This window comes from Streptomyces sp. KR80 (genome assembly GCF_052245555.1).
Classification (GTDB): Bacteria; Actinomycetota; Actinomycetes; order Streptomycetales; family Streptomycetaceae; genus Streptomyces.
Window position 1 is genome coordinate 155,384 of the sequence record NZ_JBQQCD010000014.1, and the last position, 22,053, is coordinate 177,436.

Sequence of the window (22,053 nt, forward strand, 5' to 3'; positions counted from 1 at the left end):
TAATCGGCCCATGCAGCGTCTGATCCTCGCCACCCGCAACGCCAACAAGGTCACCGAACTGCGCGCCATCCTGGCGGGGGCTGGCCTCTCCGTGGAACTCGTCGGCGCCGACGCCTACCCCGACGTCCCCGACGTCAAGGAGTCCGGCATCACCTTCGCCGAGAACGCCCTGCTCAAGGCCCACGCCCTGGCCCGCGCCACCGGCCTCCCGGCGGTCGCCGACGACTCCGGCCTGTGCGTGGACGTCCTGGGCGGCGCACCCGGCATCTTCTCCGCCCGCTGGGCGGGCAAGCACGGCGACGACCGTGCCAACCTGGAGCTCCTCCTCGCCCAGCTCGAGGACATCACCGGCCCTCACCGCACAGCCCACTTCGCCTGCGCGGCCGCGCTCGCCTTCCCCGACGGCAGGGAACGCGTCGTCGAGGGCCGCCTCCACGGCACCCTCCGCCACGCCCCGGCGGGCGAGGGCGGCTTCGGCTACGACCCGATCCTCCAACCCGAGGGCGAGACCCGCACCTGCGCCGAGATGACCCCTGAGGAGAAGAACGCGATCAGCCACCGCGGCAAGGCCTTCCGCGCCCTGGCCCCGGTCATCCGCGAAATGCTCGACTGAGAGGCGTCGAGGGCCCGCCGCGAACCGCTTCGCGACGGGCCTTCGATTGATCGGTGCGTGCGGCCGAAGGGATTCGAACCCTCAAGCCCTCTCGGGCCACAGGACCTAAACCTGCTGCGTCGCCACTGCGCCACGGCCGCTAGCCGCCAGCCATGGTAGCGGGCTGCGGCAGCGCGCCACGTGGGAGAAGCGCTTATGGCTCGACGTTCCCTCCGTCGGTTGCGATCGGTGATACGGAAAGGCCCCTCGCCCGGTGGGCGAGGGGCGCCTTGAGCGGGTGGGCGGGCGTCAGATGCCCAGGTCTTTGATGATCTTGGCGACGTGGCCGGTGGCCTTGACGTTGTAGAGGGCCTGCTCGACCTTGCCCGCTTCGTCGACGATCACGGTGGAGCGGATCACGCCGGTGACGGTCTTTCCGTAGAGCTTCTTCTCGCCGAATGCGCCGTAGGCGGCCATGGTCTCCTTCGACGGGTCGCCGACGAGCGTGACCTTCAAGTCTTCCTTCTCGCGGAACCTCGCGAGCTTCTCGGGCTTGTCCGGGGAGACGCCGATGACGTCGTAACCCGCCTCCGCCAGGAGCTCCAGGTTGTCGGTGAAGTCGCAGGCCTGCTTCGTGCAGCCGGGGGTGAGGGCGGCCGGGTAGAAGTACACGATGACCTTGCGGCCGTCATGGTCGGCGAGCGAGATCTCGTTGCCGTCGGCGTCGGGCAGGGTGAAGGCGGGGGCGGTGTCGCCCGGCTGCAGTCGCTCGCTCATGGTCGTGGCTCTCCTCATCGATGGTGGCTACCGCAGAGACTAGCCCCGCGGTTGGGGGTGCCATGGGGCACCCGTAGTGCGGAGCTGACAGACTGTCCATCACGGACAACCAAGACGACGGAGGCAGCGCGGTGTCGGATGCCAGGACCCCGGCGCAGATCGAGGCGGACATCGCCCGCAGGCGCCAGGAGCTCGCGGTGACGCTCGACGAGATCGCGGTGCGGGTGCACCCGAAGACGATCCTGGGCGGCGCGAAGGCGAAGGCGGCGTCGACGGTTGACCGTACGGCGGGCCAGGCGTATGTGGCTGCGAACCGTGCCGTGTCGGGTGTGCGGGCTCAGCTGGTGTCCGAGGACGGCTCCCCGCGGCTGGAGCGGATCGTGCCCGTGGCGCTGGCCGCCGTCGCGCTGGTCGGTCTCTTCGCCGTCTCCGTGCGGCGCCGCCGGGGCTGACTCCCGCGCCCCCATAGCCCCGGATGCCTGCCCCCTGCCCGCCCCGCCGCCCGCGGAAAGGTACGGTCTTGGCGTGAGCACGAACCCGACCCACGACAAACTGCCCATCCGGATGCTGCACGACCGGGTGCTGGTCCGCACCGACATCTCTGAGGGCGAGCGCCGCTCCAGCGGCGGCATCGTCATCCCGGCGACGGCGGCGGTCGGCCGCCGGCTGGCGTGGGCCGAGGTGGTCGCGGTCGGGCAGAACGTACGCACCGTGGAGCCGGGGGACCGGGTGCTCTACGACCCGGAGGACCGTGCCGAGGTCGAGGTCCGCGGCGTCGCGTACCTGCTGATGCGAGAGCGGGATCTGCATGCGGTCGCGTCCGAGCGGCTGGAGGGGGCCGAGGACTCGACCGGGCTCTACTTGTAGCTCAGCAGCCGCTGCCGCACCCGTGGCTTGCAGCCGTAGCTGTGGCTCAGTAGCCGTAGTAGTAGGGGTTGTACATCTCCTGGTTCTGGGTGGTGATCGGCGAGCTCGGGGTGTCGGTCGGCTCCGTGGGCCAGCTCGTGGGCGGTGACGTCGGGACGTCGGTCGGCGGCCAGGACGGTGGCCAGGACGGCGGCAGCGTGGTCGGCGGGAACTCGGACGGCGGCTGGCTTGGGGTAGGCGGCTCTGGGGAGACCGAGGTCTGCGGCGGAAGGCTCGGGGTCTCGGCGCCGCTGGCCAGCTGGAGGTCGAAGGACTTGACGGGGCTGCCCTTGAGGGCCTCCGCGGTGTACTGGCCCCAGATCTGGGCCGGGTATCCGCCGCCGTTGATCCGCGGCAGCCCGGTGGCCCCGTAGAGCGGCTTCTGCTTCCCGCTGTCGGGGTCCTGGCCCATCACGGCGACGACGGTCGCGAGGTCGGGCGTGTAGCCGGCGAACCAGGCGGCCTTGTCCTCCTCCGCGGTGCCGGTCTTACCGGCGGCCGGGCGGCCCGCGGACTGTGCGGCGGTGCCCGTGCCGCTCTCGACCACGCTCTGCAGGATGGAGGTCGTGGTGTCGGCGGCCTCGCGCGGGACGGCCTCCTCGTCGCTGTGCTGCGGCAGGTCGACGCTCTGGCCGCCCTTGGTGACCTTCTCGACGAGGGCGTAGACGCCGTGTTCGCCGTGGTTGGCGAGGGTCGCGTAGGCCTGGGCCATGTCGAGGACGCCGGCGTTGACCACGCCGAGGGGGAGGGAGTAGCGGGCTTCCTTGAGGCTCGGGGTGTCCTTGGGGATGCCGAGGGCGATCGCCGTCTGCTTGACCTTGTCCGGGCCGACGTCCGCGCCCATCTGCGCGTAGACGGAGTTGACGGACTTGTCGGTGGCTTCGGTGACCGTGATCTGGCCGTACGAGCGGTCGTCCTCGTTCTCGGGGGCGTAGCCGACGGGCCCGTTGGGGCCTTGGACGGGCCGCTTGTTCGTGCCGTCGTACATGGTGCTCGGGGTGATCCTGCGGCCGTCCTGGGTGGTGGAGTCGTTCTCGACGGCCGAGGCGAAGACGAACGGCTTGAACGTGGAGCCGACCTGGTAGTCGCGGCGGGTGGCGTTGTTGACGTACTGCTTGGTGTAGTCGATGCCGCCGTACATGGCGACGACCTTGCCGGTGTCCGGGTCGATCGAGGCGCCGCCGGCCCTGACATAGCGGTCGACCTTGCGGGAGTCGCTCAGCTTGCTCATGAGCTGGTCCTTCACCGCGTCGGCGAGCGCCCTCTGCTTCCGCTTCTCGAGGGTCGTGGTGATCCGGTACCCGCCTGCCTGGAGGGTGTCCTCGTCGAGGATGCCGTGGCTGGTGAGGTAGGCGTTGACGGCCTCGACGAGATAGCCGCGCTGTCCGGACATCCCGGAGGGGGCCTTGTTCCTGCCGGGCATGGGGAACGTCATCGCGGTGCGATCGGCGGGGTCGAGCCAGCGTTCCTTCACCATCCCGTCGAGAACGTAGTTCCAGCGGGCTTCGGCCTTGGCCCGGTTGTCGGGATGGGCATTGACGTCGTACACGCTGGGCGCGTTGAGCAGCGCGGCCAGGTAGGCGCCTTCGGCGGTGCTGAGGTCCTCGGAGTCCTTGCCGTAGTAGGCGTGGGCGGCGGACTGGATACCGTAGGCGTTGCGCCCGAAGTAACTGGTGTTCAGGTAACCGGTCAGGATGTCGTCCTTGCTCTTCTCCCGATCGAGCTTGATCGCGATGAAGAACTCCTTCACCTTGCGGGTGATCGTCTGCTCCTGCCCCAGGTAGTAGTTCTTGACGTACTGCTGGGTGATCGTGGAGCCGGACTGTTTGCCCTTGCCGGTGACCGTGTTCCAGGCGGCGCGGATCATGGCCATGGGGTCGATGGCCGACTCGGAGTAGAAGTCCCGGTCCTCGGCGGAGAGCACGGCGTGCTGTACGGACTTCGGGATCTGGCTGAGGGTGACGTTCTCGCGGTTGACCTCGCCGTCGCGGGCGAGTTGGGAGCCGTCGGCGTACAGATACACGTTGCTCTGCTTGACGGCGGCGGCGTTCGCGGGCGGGATGTCGACCAGCATGTAGCCGGCGACGAAGCCGCCGGTGAGGAGCAACAGGATCAGCAGCAGCCCGCCGACCACCATCCGCCAGGTGGGGACGAACCGGCGCAGCCCGGTCCGCTCCGGGCCCTCGGGGTGCGGTGGCCTGATGCCGCCTCCGGGTGCCCAGCCCGGAGGGGCGATGCCCCGGTCGGTCTGCTGCTGCGGATCGTGGCTCATGTAGGTAGGGACTCCTAGGCCACCGCCGACGGTTGTGCCGTGGCGGGGTGTTTGTGGGGTGTGGTGGGTGTCATGGACGATTCGCGCGGTTGGCCCTGTATAGAACTGTCGCATCCGCCGCTCCGTACGTGATCGGTGGCGCGCAGTTGTAACGGCTCTGTGACAGGCCGAATGGCCGTGGCAAACCACTCCAATGCGTGACCGGCCGATGGCAGGGAGTTCTCGTCCTGACTAGGCTCTTGGCTTTGGTGCCGGGGGACAAGAGGTCTGCCCTCTGGGGACGAGGAGTCGCAGCTGGGGGCTATGACGTGGCCGAGGCGATCACGGGTGTGTGGCCCGAGGAGGCGCTGCTGTTCGTAAAGCGCCTACGCGGTGGTGCGGGACTCTGGCGCTCCGCCCCACGGGCGGTATCGCCGGGCGACGTGTCAGGCGTACGCACGGGAGGCGTACGCACGGGTGCGCGCAGGCCGTCAGAGGGCGGCCGGGGCGGAGCCCTTCAGGTGCTCGAGGTTCACCGTGTGGGCCATCGCCCGGTAGCCCTCGTCGCTCGGGTGCAGATGGTCACCGGAGTCGTAGCGGGGATTCAGCCGCAGCGGGTGGGTGGGGTCGCGCAGCGCCGCGTCGAAGTCCGCGACCTCGTCGAAGACCCGGCCGGACCGGATCTCCGCGTTGACCTGCTCCCGTACGGCGTTGAGCTGGGGCGTGAAGCCGCGGTGTCCGCCGAACGGCGTCAACGTGCCGCCGACGACGCGCATTCCGCGGGTGTGGGCCTGGCGCACCAGCTGCCGCAGCCCGTCGGTGATCTGCCGCGGGTCGGTCACATGCGGGGTGCGGAGGATGTCGTTCAGACCGAGTTCCATGAGGACGACCTTGGCGCCCGTACTGCCGAGGACATCGCGCGCGGCGCGGCTGAGCGCGCTCGGGTTGTTCGGCGGGAACTCGCTGCCGTCGTTGAGCACGCGGTTGCCGCTGATGCCCTGGTTGAGTACGCCGTAGCGGGGCGCGCCGGGCTCGAACCGCAGCCGCTCGGCCAGGAAGTCGGTCCAGCGCCGGTTCGCCCCGGCCGTCGAGGTGCTCCCGTCGGTGATCGAGTCTCCGATGGCGACGACCGCGCCGCGTGCCTCGCTGGTGAGGACGTCCACGGCGGTGAGGTAGCGCCAGGACGGAGTCTGCTCGGTGTACGCCGTGCCAGCGGCGTCCTCGGTCCGGTCGCCGGTGGCGAGGTAGGAGGTCTGGCGGGCGTGCGGGTGATACGTCACCGGCCCGGACGGCGTCGGTGAGAACGTGGTGACCAGCAGGTCGGCGGCGGGGGGCACGTTCAGGCGGGCCGGGTCGCTGAGGATCGACCGGCCGATCGGGATCGTCACGACCGGATTGCCCGCGAAGGTGAGCCGGCGCATCGTCCCGGCCGCGGCCGTGGGGGAGCTCGGCGCTGCGGCGACGGCGAGCGAGGCATGGGTGATCGTCAGCGGCCGGGTGCCGTACACGTTGGAGAGCTGGATACGGGCGCCGCTGCCGCCGATGCTGGTGTGCACCACGTTACGGATCGACATGCCGGCATAGCCGTCGGGCGTGTTGGGCTCGGCGGCCGCGGGGGAGGTGGACCACGTGCCGACCCAGTTCCCGGCGGAGGCGGGGGCGGCGGAACCGCGGGGCTTGCCCGGGGCCGCGTTCAGCCTCTTCTCACCGTCACCGAACCCGATGAATATCGCGGTGGAGATGAGAACCACCACTGCCGCGAGCGCGGCGAGCAGGGCATAACCATGTCGCTTGGTCATGCTCGGCATGTCTCCTCGGACAGGGGAGCGGAACGCTCCGGGTGGGCAGGCATCCGGTCGGCCGGCGACGGTGACGGCGCGATCCAACGGACCCATCATGGTCCCATGATCGGGAAGCCGCCCGGTGGGGTACCCCGCGGGGGGTCGGGTGAGTTCCGCTCTCTCAGACGCCGGGAACTCATGGTTCGTTCCAGGAGTACGTCAGGTAGTGCGTCACATCGGACAAGGCTCGGACAAGGCTCGGACAGGACTCGGGGAAGGCTCGGGAAAGGCTCGAACGGTGGAGCGAATCGGTCGCACGAGCGCGGATGAAGCCGACGATCGTGCCGGTGGAGCCGGTGGAGCCGGTGGGGTGAAGACCGCCCGCCCCGGGGTGGCCGCTTCCGCCGTCCCTCGCGGCGCGTTCGTCTACAGCGCCGCGGACGAGGAGAAGCGGCGCGGTGTCCGGCGCATGAAGTCCATCGCCGCCGGAATGCTCCTGCTGGTCGCGGTCGTGTATGTGCTGGCCAAGTGGCAGCAGTCCGGCGAAGGGGTCGGCTGGGCGGGGTACGTGGCGGCCGCGGCCGAGGCGGGCATGGTCGGCGCGCTGGCGGACTGGTTCGCGGTGACCGCCCTGTTCCGCCGTCCCATGGGCCTGCCCATCCCGCACACCGCGATCATCCCGACGAAGAAGGACATGCTGGGGCGGACCCTGGGCGACTTCGTCGGGGAGAACTTCCTCTCATCGGATGTCGTACGGCTGCGCCTGCGGGCCGTCGGCATCAGCAGCCGGCTGGGCGGCTGGCTCGGTGAGCCGGAGAACGCCGACCGGGTCACGGCCGAGCTGTCGACCGCACTGCGCGGCGCGCTGACCGTACTGCGGGACTCCGACGTCCAGGCGGTCGTCGGCGAGGCGATCACCCGCCGGGCGGAGGCCCAGGAGGTCGGTCCGGCCATCGGCAAGATGCTGGAGCGGATCGTCGCGGACGGCGGGCACAAGCGGGCCGTCGACCTGGTGTGCGTACGGGCCCACGACTGGCTCGTTCTGCACGGGGACTCGGTGATGGGCGCCGTCACCGGCGGTGCGCCCGGGTGGACGCCGCGCTTCGTCGACCGGAGGGTCGGCGAGCGGGTCTACAAGGAGTTGGTGCGCTTCATGGCCGAGATGCGCGACATGCCGGACCATCCGGCGCGCGGCGCGATCGACCGCTTCCTCACCGACTTCGCGGGGGATCTGCAGTCGGACACGGACACCCGGGGGCGCGTCGAGCGGTTGAAGGCGGAGATGCTGGGGCGCGAGGAGGTACAGGAGACGATCGCCTCGGCGTGGGGCGCGGTGCGCCAGATGGTCGTGGCGGCGGCCGAGGACGAGCGCAGCCAGTTGCGGCTGCGGACGCGCGCGGGGCTGTTGTCGCTGGGGGCGCGGATGGCTTCCGACGAGCGGCTGCAGGCGAAGGTGGACGGCTGGCTGGAGGACGCGGTGGTCCACATCGTGACGACGTATCGGGACGAGATCACCTCCCTGATCACGGAGACGGTGGCCGCCTGGGACGCGGAGCACACGTCGCGGAAGATCGAGGCGAACATCGGCCGCGATCTGCAGTTCATCCGGATCAACGGCACGGTGGTCGGTGCGCTGGCGGGCCTGGTGATCTTTACGGTCTCGCGGGCGCTGGGCGCATAGCCGCCGGCCATGCGCCCAGGGCACGTAGCCGCCGGCGGCTACGCCTCCGCCGGGACCGGAACCCGCCTGCGGCCGGCACCGAAGCCCCCGGCGGCAGGCGGGCCAACCCTCGGTGGTCAGCGGAACAGTTGACCGCGCACCGCTCCGTCGGGGAACTCCGTCGTGTGGAGGTTCGAGTAATAGTCGGACGGGTTCTTGCGGATCCGTTCGACGACCTCGGGGTCCTGGTCGGTGAGCGTCCCGGACACGGCGAAGATGTTCTGCGGCACGGGGTTGTTGAAGAGGTTGAACTGCACGTCGCCGTTCTTCCCGAACTCCCCCTGGTGGATGTGTCCGAGCGTGGGCGGGGCGATGTTGACCCAGGCGAGGGAGTAGTCCACGCGGCTCCCTTTGGGGCGGAGGAAGGTCAGGGCGAGCCCGTCGGGGTCACCGACCTTCGAGGTGTCGGTCTTGGGTACTTCCTGGTCGCCGTCGGAGAGGGCGCGGATCTTGCCGCCCTTGATGAAGGCGAGCGGATTGACGGGCTTGTGGAGGGGGCGGAGCTGTCCGCGGACGGCTCCGCCCGGGAACTCCTTGCTGTGCAGATTGATGTAGAACCCGGCGGGATTCGTACGGAGCTGCTCGGCCAGCCCGGCGTCGGTGACGGACACCTGTCCCGCGGCAGCGCGAACCGTGTCCGGCATCGCGGAGCCGAAGAGGGCAACCTTCACAGCCCCGTTGGCGCCCGCCTCGCCCTGGTGGATGTGGCCGAGGGTGGGGGCGCCGATGTTCTTGTACCGCAGGGCGAAGGCGACTCGGTCGCCCTTGACGTGCACAAGCGCGACGGCCTTCCCGTCGGGGTCGTCCACCGCGGGCCCGCCCGATGTGGGCACCTCCTTGGCACCGGAGAGGGTGGCGGTGAGGAAGACCGACGGCCCCCGCGCCGGGGTCGTAGGGGTGGCGGTGCCGTCGGCCCCGTCGCTGCCGCTGTCGGCGTGGTCGCTGTGCGACGTGCCGGGACGTGCGGTGCCGCTGTGACTGCCATGTCCACCGTGCTCGCCGTGGGCGAGCGCCGGGGAGACCCCGACGGTTCCCAGGGTGACCGCAGCTGCGGCGAGGGTGAGAATGCGCCGTCGCATCGTCTTCGTCCTTCCGTCGTCATCCCGAGAGCGACTTCGCGTCCCGGTCGGCTACTCGGACGTACGTGCCGTCACGTCCGGATGCCTCAAAACGGAAGAGTCAATTCTGGTGAACATCGCCGTTCTTGACCTGTCACCAGTGACGACGTGTGGAGAGCGCGCCGATCGTTACGAGGATGGCTGGGCCGCGGGGCCGGGAGACGGCAACGTCCGCCCGCCGAGAGGGGTGGGGGAGGCGGGCGGACGTTGGTCATGGCGTCTTCTACCGGGCCTGCACGCCGATCTCCCGTTCGGCCCGCGACCGGCTGAGCGGCGACGCGAGCCCGTCGTGCCGGTCAGTCAGTTGAGCTTCAAAGTGGGCCTGCCGACGTCGGGCCGGCTCCACCCTCCGGCGTCGAGGGTCACGTCGAAGAGGACATGTCCGGTGTACTCGCGCCAGAACTCGGGCCCGCCGGGGCTTGCTTCGCGCATGTTGACCTTGTGTTTGAGGACGGGTGCGCCGTTGTCGTACTCGCACTCGTCTTCAAATGCGGTGGTGCCCGTCCGCTTGTTGTGGGCGTTCAGGAGGAAGCAGAAGGTCCCGCCGGGTCCGGGCTCCTCTTGGTCGCTGACCGTGCCGGTGATGCTGTTGATCCGCCACACGCCGGAGCCCAGGTTGGTCGCGTTGACCTCCACACAGACCTTGGCCTTGTAGTCGCCCGTGTCCTTGACACATTCCGTACGGGTCTCGGTCGCCTTGGTGGGTGACGCGTCCGCGGACGCGACCCCGATGGTGTCGGCCAGAAGGGTTCCGACCGCGGCGCTGGCGAGGGTCAGGCGGCGGAATCGGTTCTGCAACACGAGAACTCCTCTGTGGTCCAGTCCAATTGCTGTCTCACCGTAGGAGCCCTGTTCTGAACGTGACAATCGCTCAGGTCCTTACGAATCGCGAACAGGGAGGCACACCGGACGGGTTCGGTTCCGCGTCGCGCTTGCCGCGGGTCCGGCGAGCACGGCGGAAGCCCGTGGCGCGAAGCCGTCCCTCCCGTCATGGCCTGCGGACCTCGAAGTGGAAGCAGCCGTACTCCACCGCCCGTATGTGCACCAGGACGACGTCCGGATCGGCGAAGGCCCCGTCCAGCGCCTGGTCGAAGGCGTCGGCGTCCTGCGGGATCTCCAGTAGGCGGCCTCCGACGATGTGGCCGTCGGCGGCGTAGCGGCGGAGCGTGCGCAGTGCGCCGGGGCGTGCGAAGGGGTAGCCGTCGGCCTCTGACGCCGGCCCCTCGCAGGCCTCGGCGTGGATGAACACCGGTCCCTGCTCGTCGTAGGCCCCCGGCCGGGCTCGCGTTTCCACAGCCCAGCGGCGCAGCGGAGCGTACGAGACGAGGGCGATCCGCTCACCGGACCGGCTCGGCCGCAGGCAGCAGCGGAGGGGGCGCCGCCCTCGGTGTCGGTGTACGGCTCGGCGGCGCGGCCCGTGTCGTCGATGACGCGTAGCTGCCCGAGGGTGATGGGGTCGATCGGCCTCGGGACGTAAGCCGTCGTACGGGTTCTCTGGTGTGGCGTTGTCATGGGACCAGCCTCGGCGAATGCGACGAGGTGGTCTGGCGGGATTCGGACGTGCAGTTTGCCCGCCGCCGTGAGCTTCAGGCGCGGGGCCGGGTCGGCTCGCGACGGGAGCGTAGCCGCTCCCGCATCATGCGAACGAGGCGTGCGGTGGCGGTGGTTGCGTGGTGAGTTCGGGCCGCAGCTGGTTCGTGTTTCGTAAGAACTTGAGGCGTTGTCGCGGCGGGTGACGCTCCTTACCGTCACACACATCGTCGTCCATCGAAGAGGATCTTCGATACCGGCGGCCGTGGTGGTCTGCCGCCCCACCGGGGGAGGGCGGTAGACCACCCCACCGGCCTGGTGGGCATCTTCGACCCACTGCGCCCGCGGGCTCCCGCCGTCGACCCGCATCCCCGTACGCCCGGCCCCAGTTCCGCCGAGCGGGCAACCGGCGCCAATTCCCAGGCAGTTATGACGAGCGGCAGGGCAAGTGTGCGCCCTTCAGCGCGGTCGGCACGGTCGTACGTACGGGTCGTCCGCGGCTGCGGTGCGCGCTTCTCAAGCCCTCGGGGGGACTGTGAGCCATGTGTGGTTGTTCCTGTGACTGGTGAAACCGCCCGTGCCACCCCGCCAGTGTTCGATGACCACACCTGGGAAGATGCAGATGCGCGATATGTCCGCCGACCCCGCCCCCACAACCGGCTCCGGCGGTCGGCGCCGGCACCGTAAGCCCAAGCCGGTGAGCCTGGCTGCCCGCCGTACCCTCGTCCTCGCCGTGGCGGCCCCGGTGGCCGGGACGGTGTTCGCCGGTCCATCGGCCTTTGCGGCCGACAAGAGCACGGCGGCGACTCGCGCCTCGACCGCGGAGGAGAGCAACGGGCTCGACGGCGGCGACCAGCAGATCGCCGCGCGCCTTAACACCCGCGTCGACGACCAGCGCTTGGGCACCAACGTCAGCGGCGTCGTGCTGGACGCGGCGTCCGACAAGGTGATCTGGGGGCACAACGCGTCGACCGCCCTGATGCCTGCGTCCAACGCCAAGCTCGCCACCGCCACCGCCGCCCTCACCGTGCTGGGCCCCGACCACCGGTTCACCACCAAGGTCGTCTACGGCAACCGCACCGTCACGCTCGTCGGCGGCGGTGACCGCGCCCTGACCCAGGACGACCTGGCCGAGCTCGCGAAGACCGCAGTGGCCGGGCTCACGTCGGCGGGCGTCACGTCCGTGAAGGTCCGCGTGGACGACAGCCTCTTTCCCGAGCCGACTCCGGCCAACGGCTGGAAAGCGGGCTACTACCCCTACACCATCGCCCCCGTGCGCGCCCTCGTGGTCGACGGGCACAGTGTGATGGACACCTCCATGGATGCCGGGCAGGCCTTCGCCAAGCGGCTTGCTGCCCGGGGCGTCACCGTGGACGGCGATGTCACGCGCGGCCAGGCCAGCCCCACTGACGTACCGGTGGCGCAGCACCTCTCCCCGAAGTTGTCCACGATCGTCAGCCGGATGCTCAAGGTCAGCGACAACAACATCGCCGAGACCCTGCTCCGTATGACCGCGCTCGCCGCAGGACAGCCGGCCACCTTCGAGGGCGGCACGACGGTCGTACGCGAGGTGCTGAGCCGGCGCTACGGCGTACAGCTCGACGACTTCGCGCTGTACGACGGCAGTGGTCTCTCGCGCGCCAACCGCATCCCGGCCGCCACCCTCGCGGACCTCGTCGGCCTGCTGACGGATCCTCGCTACAAGAAGGCCCTCCGGCCCATCCTCGACGGCCTCCCGGTCTCCGGTGAGGCGGGCAGCACCCTGGGGCCGGAGTGGGGCCGCTTCGACGACCCGAACTCCCAGTGCGCCGTGGGGAAGGTCAGCGGCAAGACCGGGACCCTGACCGGCGCCATGGCACTCAGTGGTCTGACGAAGGGCAAGGACGGGCGGTGGAAGGTCTTCTCCTTCGTGGAGAACGACTCCATGGCCAACCCGGCCGACATCAAGGACGCGATGGACGGTCTCGCGGCAACGGTGAACGGCTGCTGGGCGTAGCCAGAGTGCACGGCGCCGGGATGCCCTGCCCAGGGGGACCCGGCGCCAGTTTCGGGCTGAGCGTCTCGTCCGTGGCTCGGGCTCAGTGGCCGAGACACTCCCCGTGCCGGCGTGACCAGTTGCGTGGCGCGGGGGGTCGCCGTAGCCGCTTCCTGTTCCCCGACAATTTGGAACCTCTTATTCCACGTCGTGTTCCGGGCAGCCCTTACCTGCACGGTCAGAGAATGAGGAGCTCATCGTGCAGCAGATAACCCGGCGACCTCCAACTTAGTCGAATCATAAAGAACTTGATGAGGCGTTATTCCGCTGTGATAGAAACGGGATAACAGCACGACGATCTTGTCGCGCTGGCAACGGGAGGTATTAGTCGTGCGTATGACGCAGGTCGTCGGTGTGGGCGCATCGACCATCGCTCTTCTCGCAATCAGCGCAACGCAGGCGCATGCCACCGCCAGTAATTGCAAGGGCGGGGAACGCGGTGTTTGCATGATTGCCATCGGCGAAAGCCTGAAGGTGAAGGAGATCAAGACTTCGCGACCGCATCACGCCGGATCAAAGGCGCGGTACCTGGTCAAGAAGCCGGGTCAGGGCTGGAAGAAGAGTAACTGGAAGCGCGCAAAGCAGGTGACCGACCACTTCGATCAGGCCAAGTGGAAGGTCAACAAGTCGTTTCCTCACGGCACTCGTATATGTACCGAGTTCAAGGGCGACAGTCGCAAGCCGTGTATCACCGTCAAGAGGTGATCTGCAGGGCGCGATAACGCCCTAAGGCGCCGGGTCTTCGGTCTTGAGCGGTGACTCTCTTTCCGGTTTCTGATGTGGCGTCACGCTCCATGCGGATCGGGTGGCTCGGCCCTGGACGCAAGCTGCCCGTGGCCCTGCGTGATCATTGCTGTTCCCTAGGCGGAACGATAGTCCCGGTGTTCCGGTACTCGATGACGTACTTTTCTTGGACCCCGCGGTACCCGCCGGCGAGCTGCCGCCGCCACGACCGGTGCTGCAGCTCGAGCGAGCGGAGTCGCGCTGTCAGGTCCTCGGCGGCCTCCGGAACACCCGCGGCCTGCGCCCAGGCTTCCAGGTCCGCGGCTATGGCAGTCTGCTTGCCGTTCTCAAGACGCGACACCTTGGACGGCTGCCAGCCGAGACGACCGGCCATTTCCTTGCCGTTCAACCCGGCCTCGGTGCGCAGCTCGCGGAGCCGCGCACCGAGGGATACCCGGGCCGTCTGGTAGTCGGTGGTCACACGGTCGAAGGTACCTGGGCCTGGAAGTCGGTCGTAGGCACCGCATAGTGCCAGGCTGCATCGCGTGCCTGGCACGCGGCGAGGACCTGCGCGGGATCCTCGATCAGCTCCACGCCGAGGGTGTTGCCCTCGCCGTCGATGGCGAACTTCACCAGCGAGCGAGAGTCGAACAGCCAGAAGTCGTAGTCCGGCAGCTTCAACCGCTGAGCCTCGGTTCGGTGCATACTCCGGATGTCCTCACCCGCCTCGACGTTGCCGAGGCCCGTGGCGAGCAGAAAGCGCTGCCCCTCAGTTGGCGGGTCGTCTACGAGCCGGACGCGCTCATATCGCTTGCCGTCCTGGGTCTGCTTGCGGACGTTCGCATGCCAGGGGTTGTCGGAGTTGTAGCCGAACTGCTCGCCGCGCAGGAATCGATCCCAGTTGGGGCTCTGCTGGTCGGATGCGTAGCCGCGCTGGGTCTCCAAGCGCCATGCCGTGTGCTCGAACTCCTCGAAGAGGTGTGTGATGTCCTCGAAGGGGATCAGGTTACGCACTCGGTTCTACTCCTTCGGTGCGAAACGGGTCAGCAGCTCGCGGGGGATTACAACGAACGTCTCAGTGTCCTTGACGGCGCGCAGCTCGGCGACGTGCTCGGGGTTGGTGAGGCGCTCGCCTTGTACGACGATGTCACCTGTCTCTTCAACCTCATACAGCGTCGGGCAGTTGCCGTTCTCGGACGTCGTACCGATGAGCCTAAGCGCCATGGGAATCCTTCCTGGCTGCTGGTTGGGGGTCCAGGATGCTTCCAACAGCACAGGTCCGCAGGTAGGTTGCGGCAAATTGCGCGTCAGCTGTCCTACTTGGGTACCAGTGAAGGTGCGTTCGTCATCCTCGTCGGGACGGACCAGCGTGGTCCGCAGGCGATGCATGAAGGCGTGGCTGGGCTGGGTCGGCTTCTGCCGCGTCCTGGGGCATGGTCGACTAGCAGAAACCCTCTGCGGGCGATGCCCTCATCCCAGGGTTGAGGGCATCGCCTTGGGCGGGCGGAAGACGCAGCGAGGATGAAGGCTCCTACGCTGCCGTCCCCGCCGCATGCCAGGTAGCTGGGGTCGGGAGCGTCAGCCTTCAGGCATCCGTGGGCGCTGCCGTTACGACGGGCTCGTGGTGGACCGGGAAGTTGACGGAGTTGGCGATGAAGCACTTCTCGTTTGCGGTCTTGTGGAGGGTGATCGCTGTTTCGATCATGTCCGGGGAAGCGACTGTGACGCGGGGGCGCAGGAGGACCTCGGTGAAGTGGCCGCTGCCGTCGTCGGTTTGCGCCATCGTGCCGTGCGCGTCGTCCACGTACTCGGTGACGACGACGCCCGCGACCGCGCAGAGGTGCAGGTACCACAGCATGTGGCACTGGGACAGGGAGGCCGTGAGGCCCTGTTCGGGGTTCCAGCGGGTGGGGTCTCCGCGGAATGCGGGGTCGGAGCTGCCGGGGATGGGCGGGAGGCCGGCCGCAGTGACCTCGTGGTCGCGGGCGAAGTCGCGGTAGCCGCTCGTACCGGTGCCGCGGTTGCCCGTCCAGGTGACTGAGACGTCGTAGTGGTGAGTTCTGGGCATGGGTGAGCGCGCCTCTCAGCGAGGTCAGATGTCGTCAGAAGTCAGGGCTCAAGGGGCAAAAGGCCAGCTGTTGGAGGTCAAACGATCGAGCTCGAAGGGGCCGAGGTCAGAGGTCAACGATCGAGTTCGAAGGGCTGAGGTCAGAGGTCGGTGGTGCCGTGGCAGTCCTCGTACGGGCGCGTGGAGGCGCACCAGCACGGGGCGTTGCGGTGCGGTGGCCACGGTGTGGCGCGGCCGCGGACGGCCAGCGAGGTGGCGTACTCGGGCAGCAGGGAACTGGAGTTGGGGGAGGTCTGCTCGGCGGCGGCGAACGCCTCGTACGAGGGGACCGTGGCGGTGACGATGCCGAAGTTCCGGGCACCGGTGGAGGCCAGCTCGCGGAGGGAGGACTCTATGCGGACCAGGTGTTCGGCGTGGGACGGGTACTCGGAGCCGAGGGAGGGGTAGGCGGTGAGGAGCTCCGCCAGCTCCTCCTCCGGCCAGTGGAGGACCGCGACCGGAAAGGGTCGGGACAGAGCCGCGCGACGCTCGCCCAACTCCGCGCGGAGGCGGGCGATTTCGGCACGCAGCTCCGCCGGATTGTCCGAGCCGAGGGCCCACAGGCGCTTGGGGTTGTGCAGTTCGTCCAGCGGGATGTCGCCCGGATGCAGGCTGTCGGCGAGGGTGTCCCAGTCGTCGTGGGGGCTGCCGAGGAGGCGGCGGACGCGGTGCCGGCCGGCCAGCAGGAGGCCTGCCTCGTACGGGACCTCGTCCCCATCGATCAAGAGGGTGGCGCCGGTCGTGAAGCAGTCGTGGGCGGCCTGGAGCTCGTCGTGGGATTCCAGGGCCTCGGCGATGATCTCCCAGGGCGCGGCGTCCCGAGGCGCGGCCGCGCGGATGCCGTCGATGATGATCCGGGCCTCGGCCTCATGGCCGTACTCCCAGAGGTTCGACGCCTTGAGGGCCTTGATCAGGAGGGGGTTCCTGGGGGTGCCGGTCAGGAGGCGTTCGTAGAGGGCGGTGGCTCCGGCGCGGTCGCCGGCCACTTCCCGATGGGCCGCGGCCTGGAGGAGCAGCTGCTCGCCGCTCTCCGGGTACTGCGCCGCGACGAGCTCCAGGCGCTCTGCTTCGGACACGTGGTGGGCGGGGGTGTCGGATGGCATGGTCCACACCGTACTGCCGGAGGCGGACAGTGGTCCCGTTCGGTTCGGGCCGCTCCAGGGCGGTACGAACCTGGTGAGTTGCGGGGGCAGCGCTTATCGTGCCGGCCTACGGAAGGAGGGTCCGGTGCGGGAGTGGACGCCGACCGCCCGACGGCGGCGGGGGTTATCGCGGCGGGTGCTGTTGGCGCGGGGGCTGTGGGGCACCGCCGAGATCGCCGTGACCGTGGGACTCGTGGTGCTGCTGCTCGTCGTGCACCAGCTCTGGTGGACCAACCGGCAGGCACGGGCCGGTGCGCAGCGGCAGGTGCAGGCGCTCGAGCGGGAGTGGAACGGGGGGACGCGGGGCGATCCGCCGTCCGACGATGGGGAGGCGGGCGGCGCTGCTTCGGACGGGCCAGGCACCCCTGGGGATGCGGGCAGCGGCGGGCAGGACCGGCCGCGGACGCCGCGGTGGGATCAGGCGTACGCGGTGCTGCGGATTCCGCGGATCGGCGTCGTCGCCCCCGTTGCGGTGGGGGTCAGTAAGGGCGGGGTGCTGAATCGGGGGTACGTCGGGCACTATCCGGGAACCGCTCAGCCGGGCCAGGTCGGGAATTTCGCGGTGGCCGGGCACCGGAACACGCATGGGGAGCCCTTCCGGTACGTCAACCGGCTGCGGCACGGGGACGAGATCGGCGTCGAGACGCGTGAAGGGCGCTTCACCTACGCGGTCGAGCGGGTGCTGCCGCAGACGTCGGCGACCGACGAGACGGTGATCGACGAGGTGCCGCGCAGCTCGGTGCGGCCGGCGTACGGGTTCGGCGAGCGGGGGTACTACATCACGCTCACCACCTGCACGCCCGAGTACACGTCCAAGTACCGGCTCGTCGTCTGGGGGCGGCTGAAGGCCGTCGCGGTTCGGGGTGCGGACGAGTAGGTCCTCGGCGTTCGGCGCGCAATCCTCCGCGCCGAACGTGCGGGCGCCCGTGACGTGACGGTCCAGTACGTGAACAGGGTCTTGCAGACTGGACCAGAGCCTTGGAGGATCGACCGAATCCTCGACCGATGGCCCCACCCATCGGCCGGCCCGGCAAAGGAGCCGGGCCGACCCTCGACCACGGGAGTGTGACTGTGAAGCTGCTGCGAGTCGGAACGGTGGGGGCGGAACGCCCGGCGCTGCTCGCCGAGGACGGAACCTTGCGGGACCTGTCAGGAGTGGTCGCGGACATCGACGGGGGGCTGCTCTCGGACGACGCGGCGCTGGATCGCGTACGGTCCGCGGCCGCGGGCGGCGAACTGCCCGTACTCGATGGCGCGGGGCTGCGGATCGGGCCGCCGGTGGGCCGCATCGGCAAGGTCGTGTGCATCGGGCTGAACTACCACGATCACGCGCGGGAGACGGGTGCGCCCATCCCCGAGGAGCCGATCGTCTTCATGAAGGCCCCGGACACGGTGGTCGGGCCGGATGACACGGTGCTCGTGCCGCGCGGCAGTGTGAAGACCGACTGGGAGGTCGAGCTCGCGATCGTCATCGGCCGGACGGCCCGGTATCTGGAGACGGCCGAGGAGGCGCTCGGGCACGTCGCCGGGTACACGATCGCGCACGACGTCTCGGAGCGGGAATTCCAGATCGAGCGCGGCGGCCAGTGGGACAAGGGCAAGAACTGCGAGACCTTCAACCCGCTGGGACCGTGGCTGGTCACCGCCGACGACGTGCCGGATCCGCAGGCGCTGCGGCTGCGGCTCTGGGTGAACGGGGAGATCAAGCAGGAGGGCACGACAGCGGAGCAGATCTTCCCGGTGGGCGAGGTCGTGCGCTATCTCAGCCACTTCATGACGCTGTACCCGGGCGACGTCATCAACACCGGGACGCCTGCGGGCGTGGCCATGGGGCACCCGGAGCCGAAGCCGTATCTGCGGGCCGGAGACGTGGTGGAGCTGGAGATCGACGGCCTGGGGCGGCAGCGGCAGGAGCTCAAGGACGCGTAATGGGCTTCCGGCCCGGCCGGGGCCTCCCCCGGGGCGACGGGTCAGTGGGTCGCGGCCTCCGTGCGGCCCACGGAGATGAAGCGCTCCAGCGCCTCCACCACCAGGGCGTGGTCCTCGGCCTGCGGCAGGCCCGAGACCGTGACCGATCCGACGACGCCCGCGCCCTCGACCGTGATCGGGAACGATCCGCCGTGCGCCGCGTAGTCGCCGGGGTCGAGTCGCGAGGACTCCTCGAAGGTCGTGCCCTTCGCCCGGAACCGGGCACCGACGAGATACGAGCTCTCGGCGTAGCGCTCCACCACCCGCCGCTTGCGGTCGATCCAGGCGTCGTTGTCCGCCGAGGAGCGCGGGAGGGCGCAGTGGAAGAGCTGCTGCGGACCGCGGCGGATGTCCACGGCCACCGGGGCGTGGCGCAGCCGGGCGAGTTCGACCAGCAGCGAGCCCAGGTGCCAGGCGTCTTCGTGGGCGAAGCCGCGCAGCACGAGACGACGCTCCTGGGCCTCCAGCTCGGGGATGAGCGCAGCCGCCGCCTCGGCGGGGTCCGCGGCGGCGCCGGGCTCGACCGGCGCGCTCGGCCCGCCGGGAGCAGGGGCGTGCTCGGGCGCGGATACACGCGCGGACGCGGGTGTCGGTGTGGGCGCGGACAGGGGCGGATTCTCGGGCTCGGCCGGGGCGCCCGCCGCACCGGTGCCGCTGTCCCCGCCGCCACGAGGGGCGACCTGACCCCCTCGGTCCGCCGGTACCGGAGACATCATGCGTTCCCTCCGATCGTGACCGCACGGCCCTCGCGTGCCGATACGCGGGCCGCTTCCAGTACGTCCAGGGCCGCCGCCGCCTCGTACGCCGTCACCGGCGGCGCGGTCCCGTCGCGGAGGGCGGCGGCAACGCCCGCGTAGTACGCAGGGTAGTCGCCCGGGAGGGTACGGACCGGTGTGCCGCCGCCCGTCAACGGCGACTCTCCCGCGCCCACCCGCCCCCAGAGGGACTCCGGCTCGCTGCCCCAGCCGGGCGCAGGCCGCAACCCTTCCCGGAGGGCGGCCTCCTGCGGGTCGAGACCGTACTTCACATAGCCCGCGGCGCTGCCCAGGACCCGGAAGCGGGGGCCGAGCTGGGCCGCGACGGCGCTGACCCACAGATGGGAGCGGACGCCGTTCGCGTGCGTGATCGCGATGAAGGTGTCGTCGTCGGTCTGGGCGCCCGGGCGGCGCACGTCGGACTCGGCGTAGACGCGGACGGCGGGGCCGAAGAGGACCAGTGCCTGATCGACGACGTGGCTGCCGAGGTCGTAGAGGAGACCCCCGAACTCGGCCGGATCGCCCGACTCGCGCCAGCCGCCCTTGAGCTGCGGCCGCCACCGCTCGAAGCGGGACTCGAAGCGCTGGACCTCGCCCAGTTCACCGTCCGCGACGAGCTTGCGGACGGTGCGGAAGTCGTTGTCCCAGCGCCGGTTCTGGAAGACGGACAGCAGCAGGCCGCGCTCGTCGGCGAGGGCCGCCAGCTCGCGCGCCTCCGCGGCGGTGCCGGCGATCGGCTTGTCCACGACGACCGCGAGGCCGGCCTTGAGGGCGTCGGTGCTGATCGGCACATGGGTGCGGTTGGGGGACGCGACGACGACCAGATCGAGCGGGTCACCGCTGCCCTGACCCGCCGTACGGTGCGCACCGCCCGCGCCCGCGCGCTCCCACAACTCGTCCGGAGAGGCGGCGAGCCGCACGCCGGGGTACTCGGCGCGGGCCTGCGCCTGGCGCTCGGGGTTGGCGGTGACGATCGTGTCGAGGACGAGACCGTCGGTCGCGGCGATCAGCGGGGCATGGAAGACGGAGCCCGCGAGGCCGTATCCGACGAGGGCCACGCGCAGCGAGGAGCCCGAACCACCCGTACCCGGGGATGTGCCGGTGACTGTGCCTGTCATGCTACCCACTTAAGCAACGCTGTTGCCAAACCGCAAGTGCGGGAGAGAATGGCAGGGTGAAGAGGGGAAACGCCGGGGCCAATCTGCCCGCGCTGCGCAGCCACAACGCCGCGCTCGTGCTCGATCTGCTGCGCACCGCGGGCGGGGACGGCATCAGCAGGCTGGAGATCGCCGACCGCACCGGGCTCACCCCCCAGGCCGTCAGCAAGATCACAGCACGGTTGCGCGCGGACGGCCTGGCGGTGGAGGCGGGACGCCGTGCCTCGACCGGCGGCAAGCCGCGGACGGTGCTGCGGCTGGTCCGCGGCGCGCGACGCGCGGTGGGGCTGCACGCGGACCGGGACGAACTGACGGCCGTGCTCACCGATCTGACCGGGGAGGCCGTGGCGGTACGGACCGTGCCCTTCGACTTCGGGGCGGCGGCCGAGGCCGTCCTGGAGACGGTGGTCACGGAGGTACGGGCCCTGTTCCGGGCCGGGCCCAACGAGGCGCGTGAGGGGGGCGAGCGGGCAGAAACGGTCCGCGGCACCCAGGGGGCGCAGGAGCTCCGGGACACGGCCCCGGCCGGTCCGGCGGCCGGCTCGGTGCTCGGCGTCGGGGTGGCTTGTCCCGGGCCGCTCGATCACCGCACCGGGATCCTGGGGCGGGTCACCGGGCTGCCGCAGTGGGACGGCTTCCCCCTGCGCGATGCGCTCGCCGCCCGCCTCGGCCTGCCGGTCGTCCTCGACAAGGACACCAACGCGGCGGCGCTGGGGCTCGCCCTGCGGGGTGGCGTCGTGGCGGGGGAGCCCGGGGCGGGCGGTCCCGCCCCGGGCGTCGACGGTCCGTCGCTCCCGTCGCCCGGCGGCCGGGCTGCCGGCCTGCCGCGCACCCTGCGGTCTGGCGCCGACCGCGGGGAGTCGTTCGCGTATCTGCACGTCGGAACGGGGCTCGGGGCTGGACTGGTGCTCGGGGGTGCGCTCTACCGGGGAGGCCGGACCGCCGCCGGGGAGTTCGGGCATCAGGTGATCCAGCTGGACGGACCGCCGTGCGGCTGCGGGAATCGCGGCTGCATCGAGGCGCTCTGCCTGGCCGCCGTGGGCCGCGGCGACAACGCCGAGGCGGCGCGCGTCCTCGGGACCGGGGCCGCCAATCTCGTCGGCCTGCTGGACATCGACCGCGTCCTGATCGGCGGACGGGTCGCCCTGGCGCACGCGGAGGTGTTCGTACGGGGTGTGGCGGCGGTGCTCGGTGAGCGGGCGGCGCGCGAGGGCGCCGGCATGATCGCCGGCGCGGGCTCCGACGCCGGAGGGGCCGTGGACTTCCGGCCGGGGGAGGCCGCCGGGCGCAGCGTGCCCGTCGCCGTCGCAGCAGACGGCGACCGGCTGGTCGCCCACGGGGCCGCGCAGCTGGTGCTGGCTCCGCTGTTCGGGCGCGCCGAAGCCGTGAAGCCGATCAGCGCCCCATCGGATGAGTCGAAAATACGCTGATCGGGGGGATTTGGGCGCTGGTTCGCGCCCCGCCGCCGTCATACGCCGGGTCCGGCGCCCC

Annotated in this window: 20 protein-coding genes, 1 tRNA gene and 2 pseudogenes; 9 read left to right on the forward strand and 14 right to left on the reverse strand. The window is 70.2% G+C overall.

Features of this window, described 5'->3' with window-relative positions; all coding sequences use genetic code 11:
• Nucleotides 1-10 precede the first annotated feature (10 nt).
• A complete protein-coding gene (gene rdgB, locus ACTWQI_RS20400) occupies nucleotides 11-613 on the forward strand; it encodes an RdgB/HAM1 family non-canonical purine NTP pyrophosphatase (RefSeq protein ID WP_443272406.1) in 603 nt (200 codons plus the stop codon).
• Nucleotides 614-671: 58 nt separating this feature from the next.
• Here the strand turns inward: rdgB and ACTWQI_RS20405 are convergent.
• Both ACTWQI_RS20405 and bcp read right to left on the reverse strand, forming a co-directional pair.
• Nucleotides 672-753 (reverse strand) — tRNA-Leu (locus ACTWQI_RS20405).
• 148 nt (nucleotides 754-901) lie between these two features.
• Nucleotides 902-1,369 (reverse strand): thioredoxin-dependent thiol peroxidase, encoded by a 468-nt coding sequence (bcp, locus tag ACTWQI_RS20410; RefSeq protein ID WP_443272407.1) that lies wholly within the window; start codon nucleotides 1,367-1,369, stop codon nucleotides 902-904.
• 131 nt (nucleotides 1,370-1,500) lie between these two features.
• On the opposite strand from bcp, the gene ACTWQI_RS20415 reads away from it, so the two are divergent.
• Both ACTWQI_RS20415 and ACTWQI_RS20420 read left to right on the forward strand, forming a co-directional pair.
• Nucleotides 1,501-1,821, forward strand: a complete 321-nt coding sequence (locus ACTWQI_RS20415; RefSeq protein ID WP_443272409.1) for a DUF3618 domain-containing protein — start codon at nucleotides 1,501-1,503, stop codon at nucleotides 1,819-1,821.
• Between the two features lie 112 nt (nucleotides 1,822-1,933).
• A complete protein-coding gene (locus ACTWQI_RS20420; protein ID WP_443272453.1) occupies nucleotides 1,934-2,236 on the forward strand; it encodes a GroES family chaperonin in 303 nt (100 codons plus the stop codon).
• Between the two features lie 46 nt (nucleotides 2,237-2,282).
• Here the strand turns inward: ACTWQI_RS20420 and ACTWQI_RS20425 are convergent, their stop codons facing one another.
• Nucleotides 2,283-4,547, reverse strand: a complete 2,265-nt coding sequence (locus tag ACTWQI_RS20425; protein ID WP_443272411.1) for a transglycosylase domain-containing protein — start codon at nucleotides 4,545-4,547, stop codon at nucleotides 2,283-2,285.
• Between the two features lie 470 nt (nucleotides 4,548-5,017).
• Nucleotides 5,018-6,325 (reverse strand): SGNH/GDSL hydrolase family protein, encoded by a 1,308-nt coding sequence (locus ACTWQI_RS20430; RefSeq protein WP_443272413.1) that lies wholly within the window; start codon nucleotides 6,323-6,325, stop codon nucleotides 5,018-5,020.
• A 280-nt stretch (nucleotides 6,326-6,605) separates the two neighbouring features.
• Between ACTWQI_RS20430 and ACTWQI_RS20435 the strand changes: the two genes are divergently transcribed.
• Nucleotides 6,606-7,988, forward strand: a complete 1,383-nt coding sequence (locus ACTWQI_RS20435) for a DUF445 domain-containing protein (RefSeq protein WP_443272415.1) — start codon at nucleotides 6,606-6,608, stop codon at nucleotides 7,986-7,988.
• 116 nt (nucleotides 7,989-8,104) lie between these two features.
• On the opposite strand, the gene ACTWQI_RS20440 is transcribed toward ACTWQI_RS20435, so the two are convergent.
• The 3 genes and pseudogenes from ACTWQI_RS20440 to ACTWQI_RS20450 all read right to left on the reverse strand — a co-directional run bounded on the left by ACTWQI_RS20440 (nucleotide 8,105) and on the right by ACTWQI_RS20450 (nucleotide 10,657).
• Nucleotides 8,105-9,106 (reverse strand): CHRD domain-containing protein, encoded by a 1,002-nt coding sequence (locus ACTWQI_RS20440; protein WP_443272416.1) that lies wholly within the window; start codon nucleotides 9,104-9,106, stop codon nucleotides 8,105-8,107.
• Between the two features lie 339 nt (nucleotides 9,107-9,445).
• Entirely contained in the window at nucleotides 9,446-9,946 is a 501-nt protein-coding gene (locus ACTWQI_RS20445) for a hypothetical protein (protein ID WP_443272418.1), read from the reverse strand.
• A 187-nt stretch (nucleotides 9,947-10,133) separates the two neighbouring features.
• Nucleotides 10,134-10,657 (reverse strand): annotated as a pseudogene (locus tag ACTWQI_RS20450) (DUF1203 domain-containing protein).
• Between the two features lie 616 nt (nucleotides 10,658-11,273).
• Here ACTWQI_RS20450 and dacB point away from each other — a divergent pair.
• Nucleotides 11,274-12,671: a D-alanyl-D-alanine carboxypeptidase/D-alanyl-D-alanine endopeptidase gene (gene dacB / locus ACTWQI_RS20455; RefSeq protein ID WP_443272420.1), complete on the forward strand. Its 1,398-nt coding sequence runs from the start codon at nucleotides 11,274-11,276 to the stop codon at nucleotides 12,669-12,671.
• Between the two features lie 369 nt (nucleotides 12,672-13,040).
• Nucleotides 13,041-13,415 carry a hypothetical protein gene (locus tag ACTWQI_RS20460; protein WP_443272421.1) on the forward strand — a complete coding sequence of 125 codons (375 nt, stop codon included), beginning with the start codon at nucleotides 13,041-13,043 and terminating at the stop codon, nucleotides 13,413-13,415.
• Between the two features lie 166 nt (nucleotides 13,416-13,581).
• Here ACTWQI_RS20460 and ACTWQI_RS20465 read toward each other — a convergent pair.
• From ACTWQI_RS20465 to ACTWQI_RS20485, 5 genes and pseudogenes are all read right to left on the reverse strand, one after another.
• Nucleotides 13,582-13,914 (reverse strand): annotated as a pseudogene (locus tag ACTWQI_RS20465) (helix-turn-helix domain-containing protein); the annotation flags it as partial.
• The gene (locus ACTWQI_RS20470) at nucleotides 13,911-14,447 is read right to left on the reverse strand and encodes a DUF6879 family protein (protein ID WP_443272423.1); all 537 of its coding nucleotides are present in this window, start codon (nucleotides 14,445-14,447) and stop codon (nucleotides 13,911-13,913) included. The pseudogene ACTWQI_RS20465 and the gene ACTWQI_RS20470, both read right to left, overlap by 4 nt.
• A gap of 6 nt (nucleotides 14,448-14,453) precedes the next feature.
• Nucleotides 14,454-14,657, reverse strand: coding sequence for a hypothetical protein (locus ACTWQI_RS20475; protein ID WP_443272425.1), 204 nt, complete (start codon nucleotides 14,655-14,657; stop codon nucleotides 14,454-14,456).
• A gap of 361 nt (nucleotides 14,658-15,018) precedes the next feature.
• Nucleotides 15,019-15,501 carry an OsmC family protein gene (locus ACTWQI_RS20480; protein WP_443272426.1) on the reverse strand — a complete coding sequence of 161 codons (483 nt, stop codon included), beginning with the start codon at nucleotides 15,499-15,501 and terminating at the stop codon, nucleotides 15,019-15,021.
• A 140-nt stretch (nucleotides 15,502-15,641) separates the two neighbouring features.
• Nucleotides 15,642-16,643 (reverse strand): SEC-C domain-containing protein, encoded by a 1,002-nt coding sequence (locus ACTWQI_RS20485; protein ID WP_443272427.1) that lies wholly within the window; start codon nucleotides 16,641-16,643, stop codon nucleotides 15,642-15,644.
• Nucleotides 16,644-16,767: 124 nt separating this feature from the next.
• Between ACTWQI_RS20485 and ACTWQI_RS20490 the strand changes: the two genes are divergently transcribed.
• On the forward strand, nucleotides 16,768-17,559 hold the full coding sequence (locus ACTWQI_RS20490) for a class E sortase (protein ID WP_443272428.1): 792 nt from the start codon (nucleotides 16,768-16,770) through the stop codon (nucleotides 17,557-17,559).
• 194 nt (nucleotides 17,560-17,753) lie between these two features.
• Nucleotides 17,754-18,611, forward strand: a complete 858-nt coding sequence (locus ACTWQI_RS20495) for a fumarylacetoacetate hydrolase family protein (protein WP_443272454.1) — start codon at nucleotides 17,754-17,756, stop codon at nucleotides 18,609-18,611.
• A gap of 41 nt (nucleotides 18,612-18,652) precedes the next feature.
• On the opposite strand, the gene ACTWQI_RS20500 is transcribed toward ACTWQI_RS20495, so the two are convergent.
• Both ACTWQI_RS20500 and ACTWQI_RS20505 read right to left on the reverse strand, forming a co-directional pair.
• Nucleotides 18,653-19,126: a heme-degrading domain-containing protein gene (locus ACTWQI_RS20500; protein ID WP_443272455.1), complete on the reverse strand. Its 474-nt coding sequence runs from the start codon at nucleotides 19,124-19,126 to the stop codon at nucleotides 18,653-18,655.
• Between the two features lie 236 nt (nucleotides 19,127-19,362).
• Nucleotides 19,363-20,523 (reverse strand): Gfo/Idh/MocA family protein, encoded by a 1,161-nt coding sequence (locus tag ACTWQI_RS20505; RefSeq protein WP_443272429.1) that lies wholly within the window; start codon nucleotides 20,521-20,523, stop codon nucleotides 19,363-19,365.
• 56 nt (nucleotides 20,524-20,579) lie between these two features.
• On the opposite strand from ACTWQI_RS20505, the gene ACTWQI_RS20510 reads away from it, so the two are divergent.
• Nucleotides 20,580-21,992 (forward strand): ROK family transcriptional regulator, encoded by a 1,413-nt coding sequence (locus ACTWQI_RS20510; RefSeq protein ID WP_443272431.1) that lies wholly within the window; start codon nucleotides 20,580-20,582, stop codon nucleotides 21,990-21,992.
• Nucleotides 21,993-22,053 lie beyond the last annotated feature (61 nt).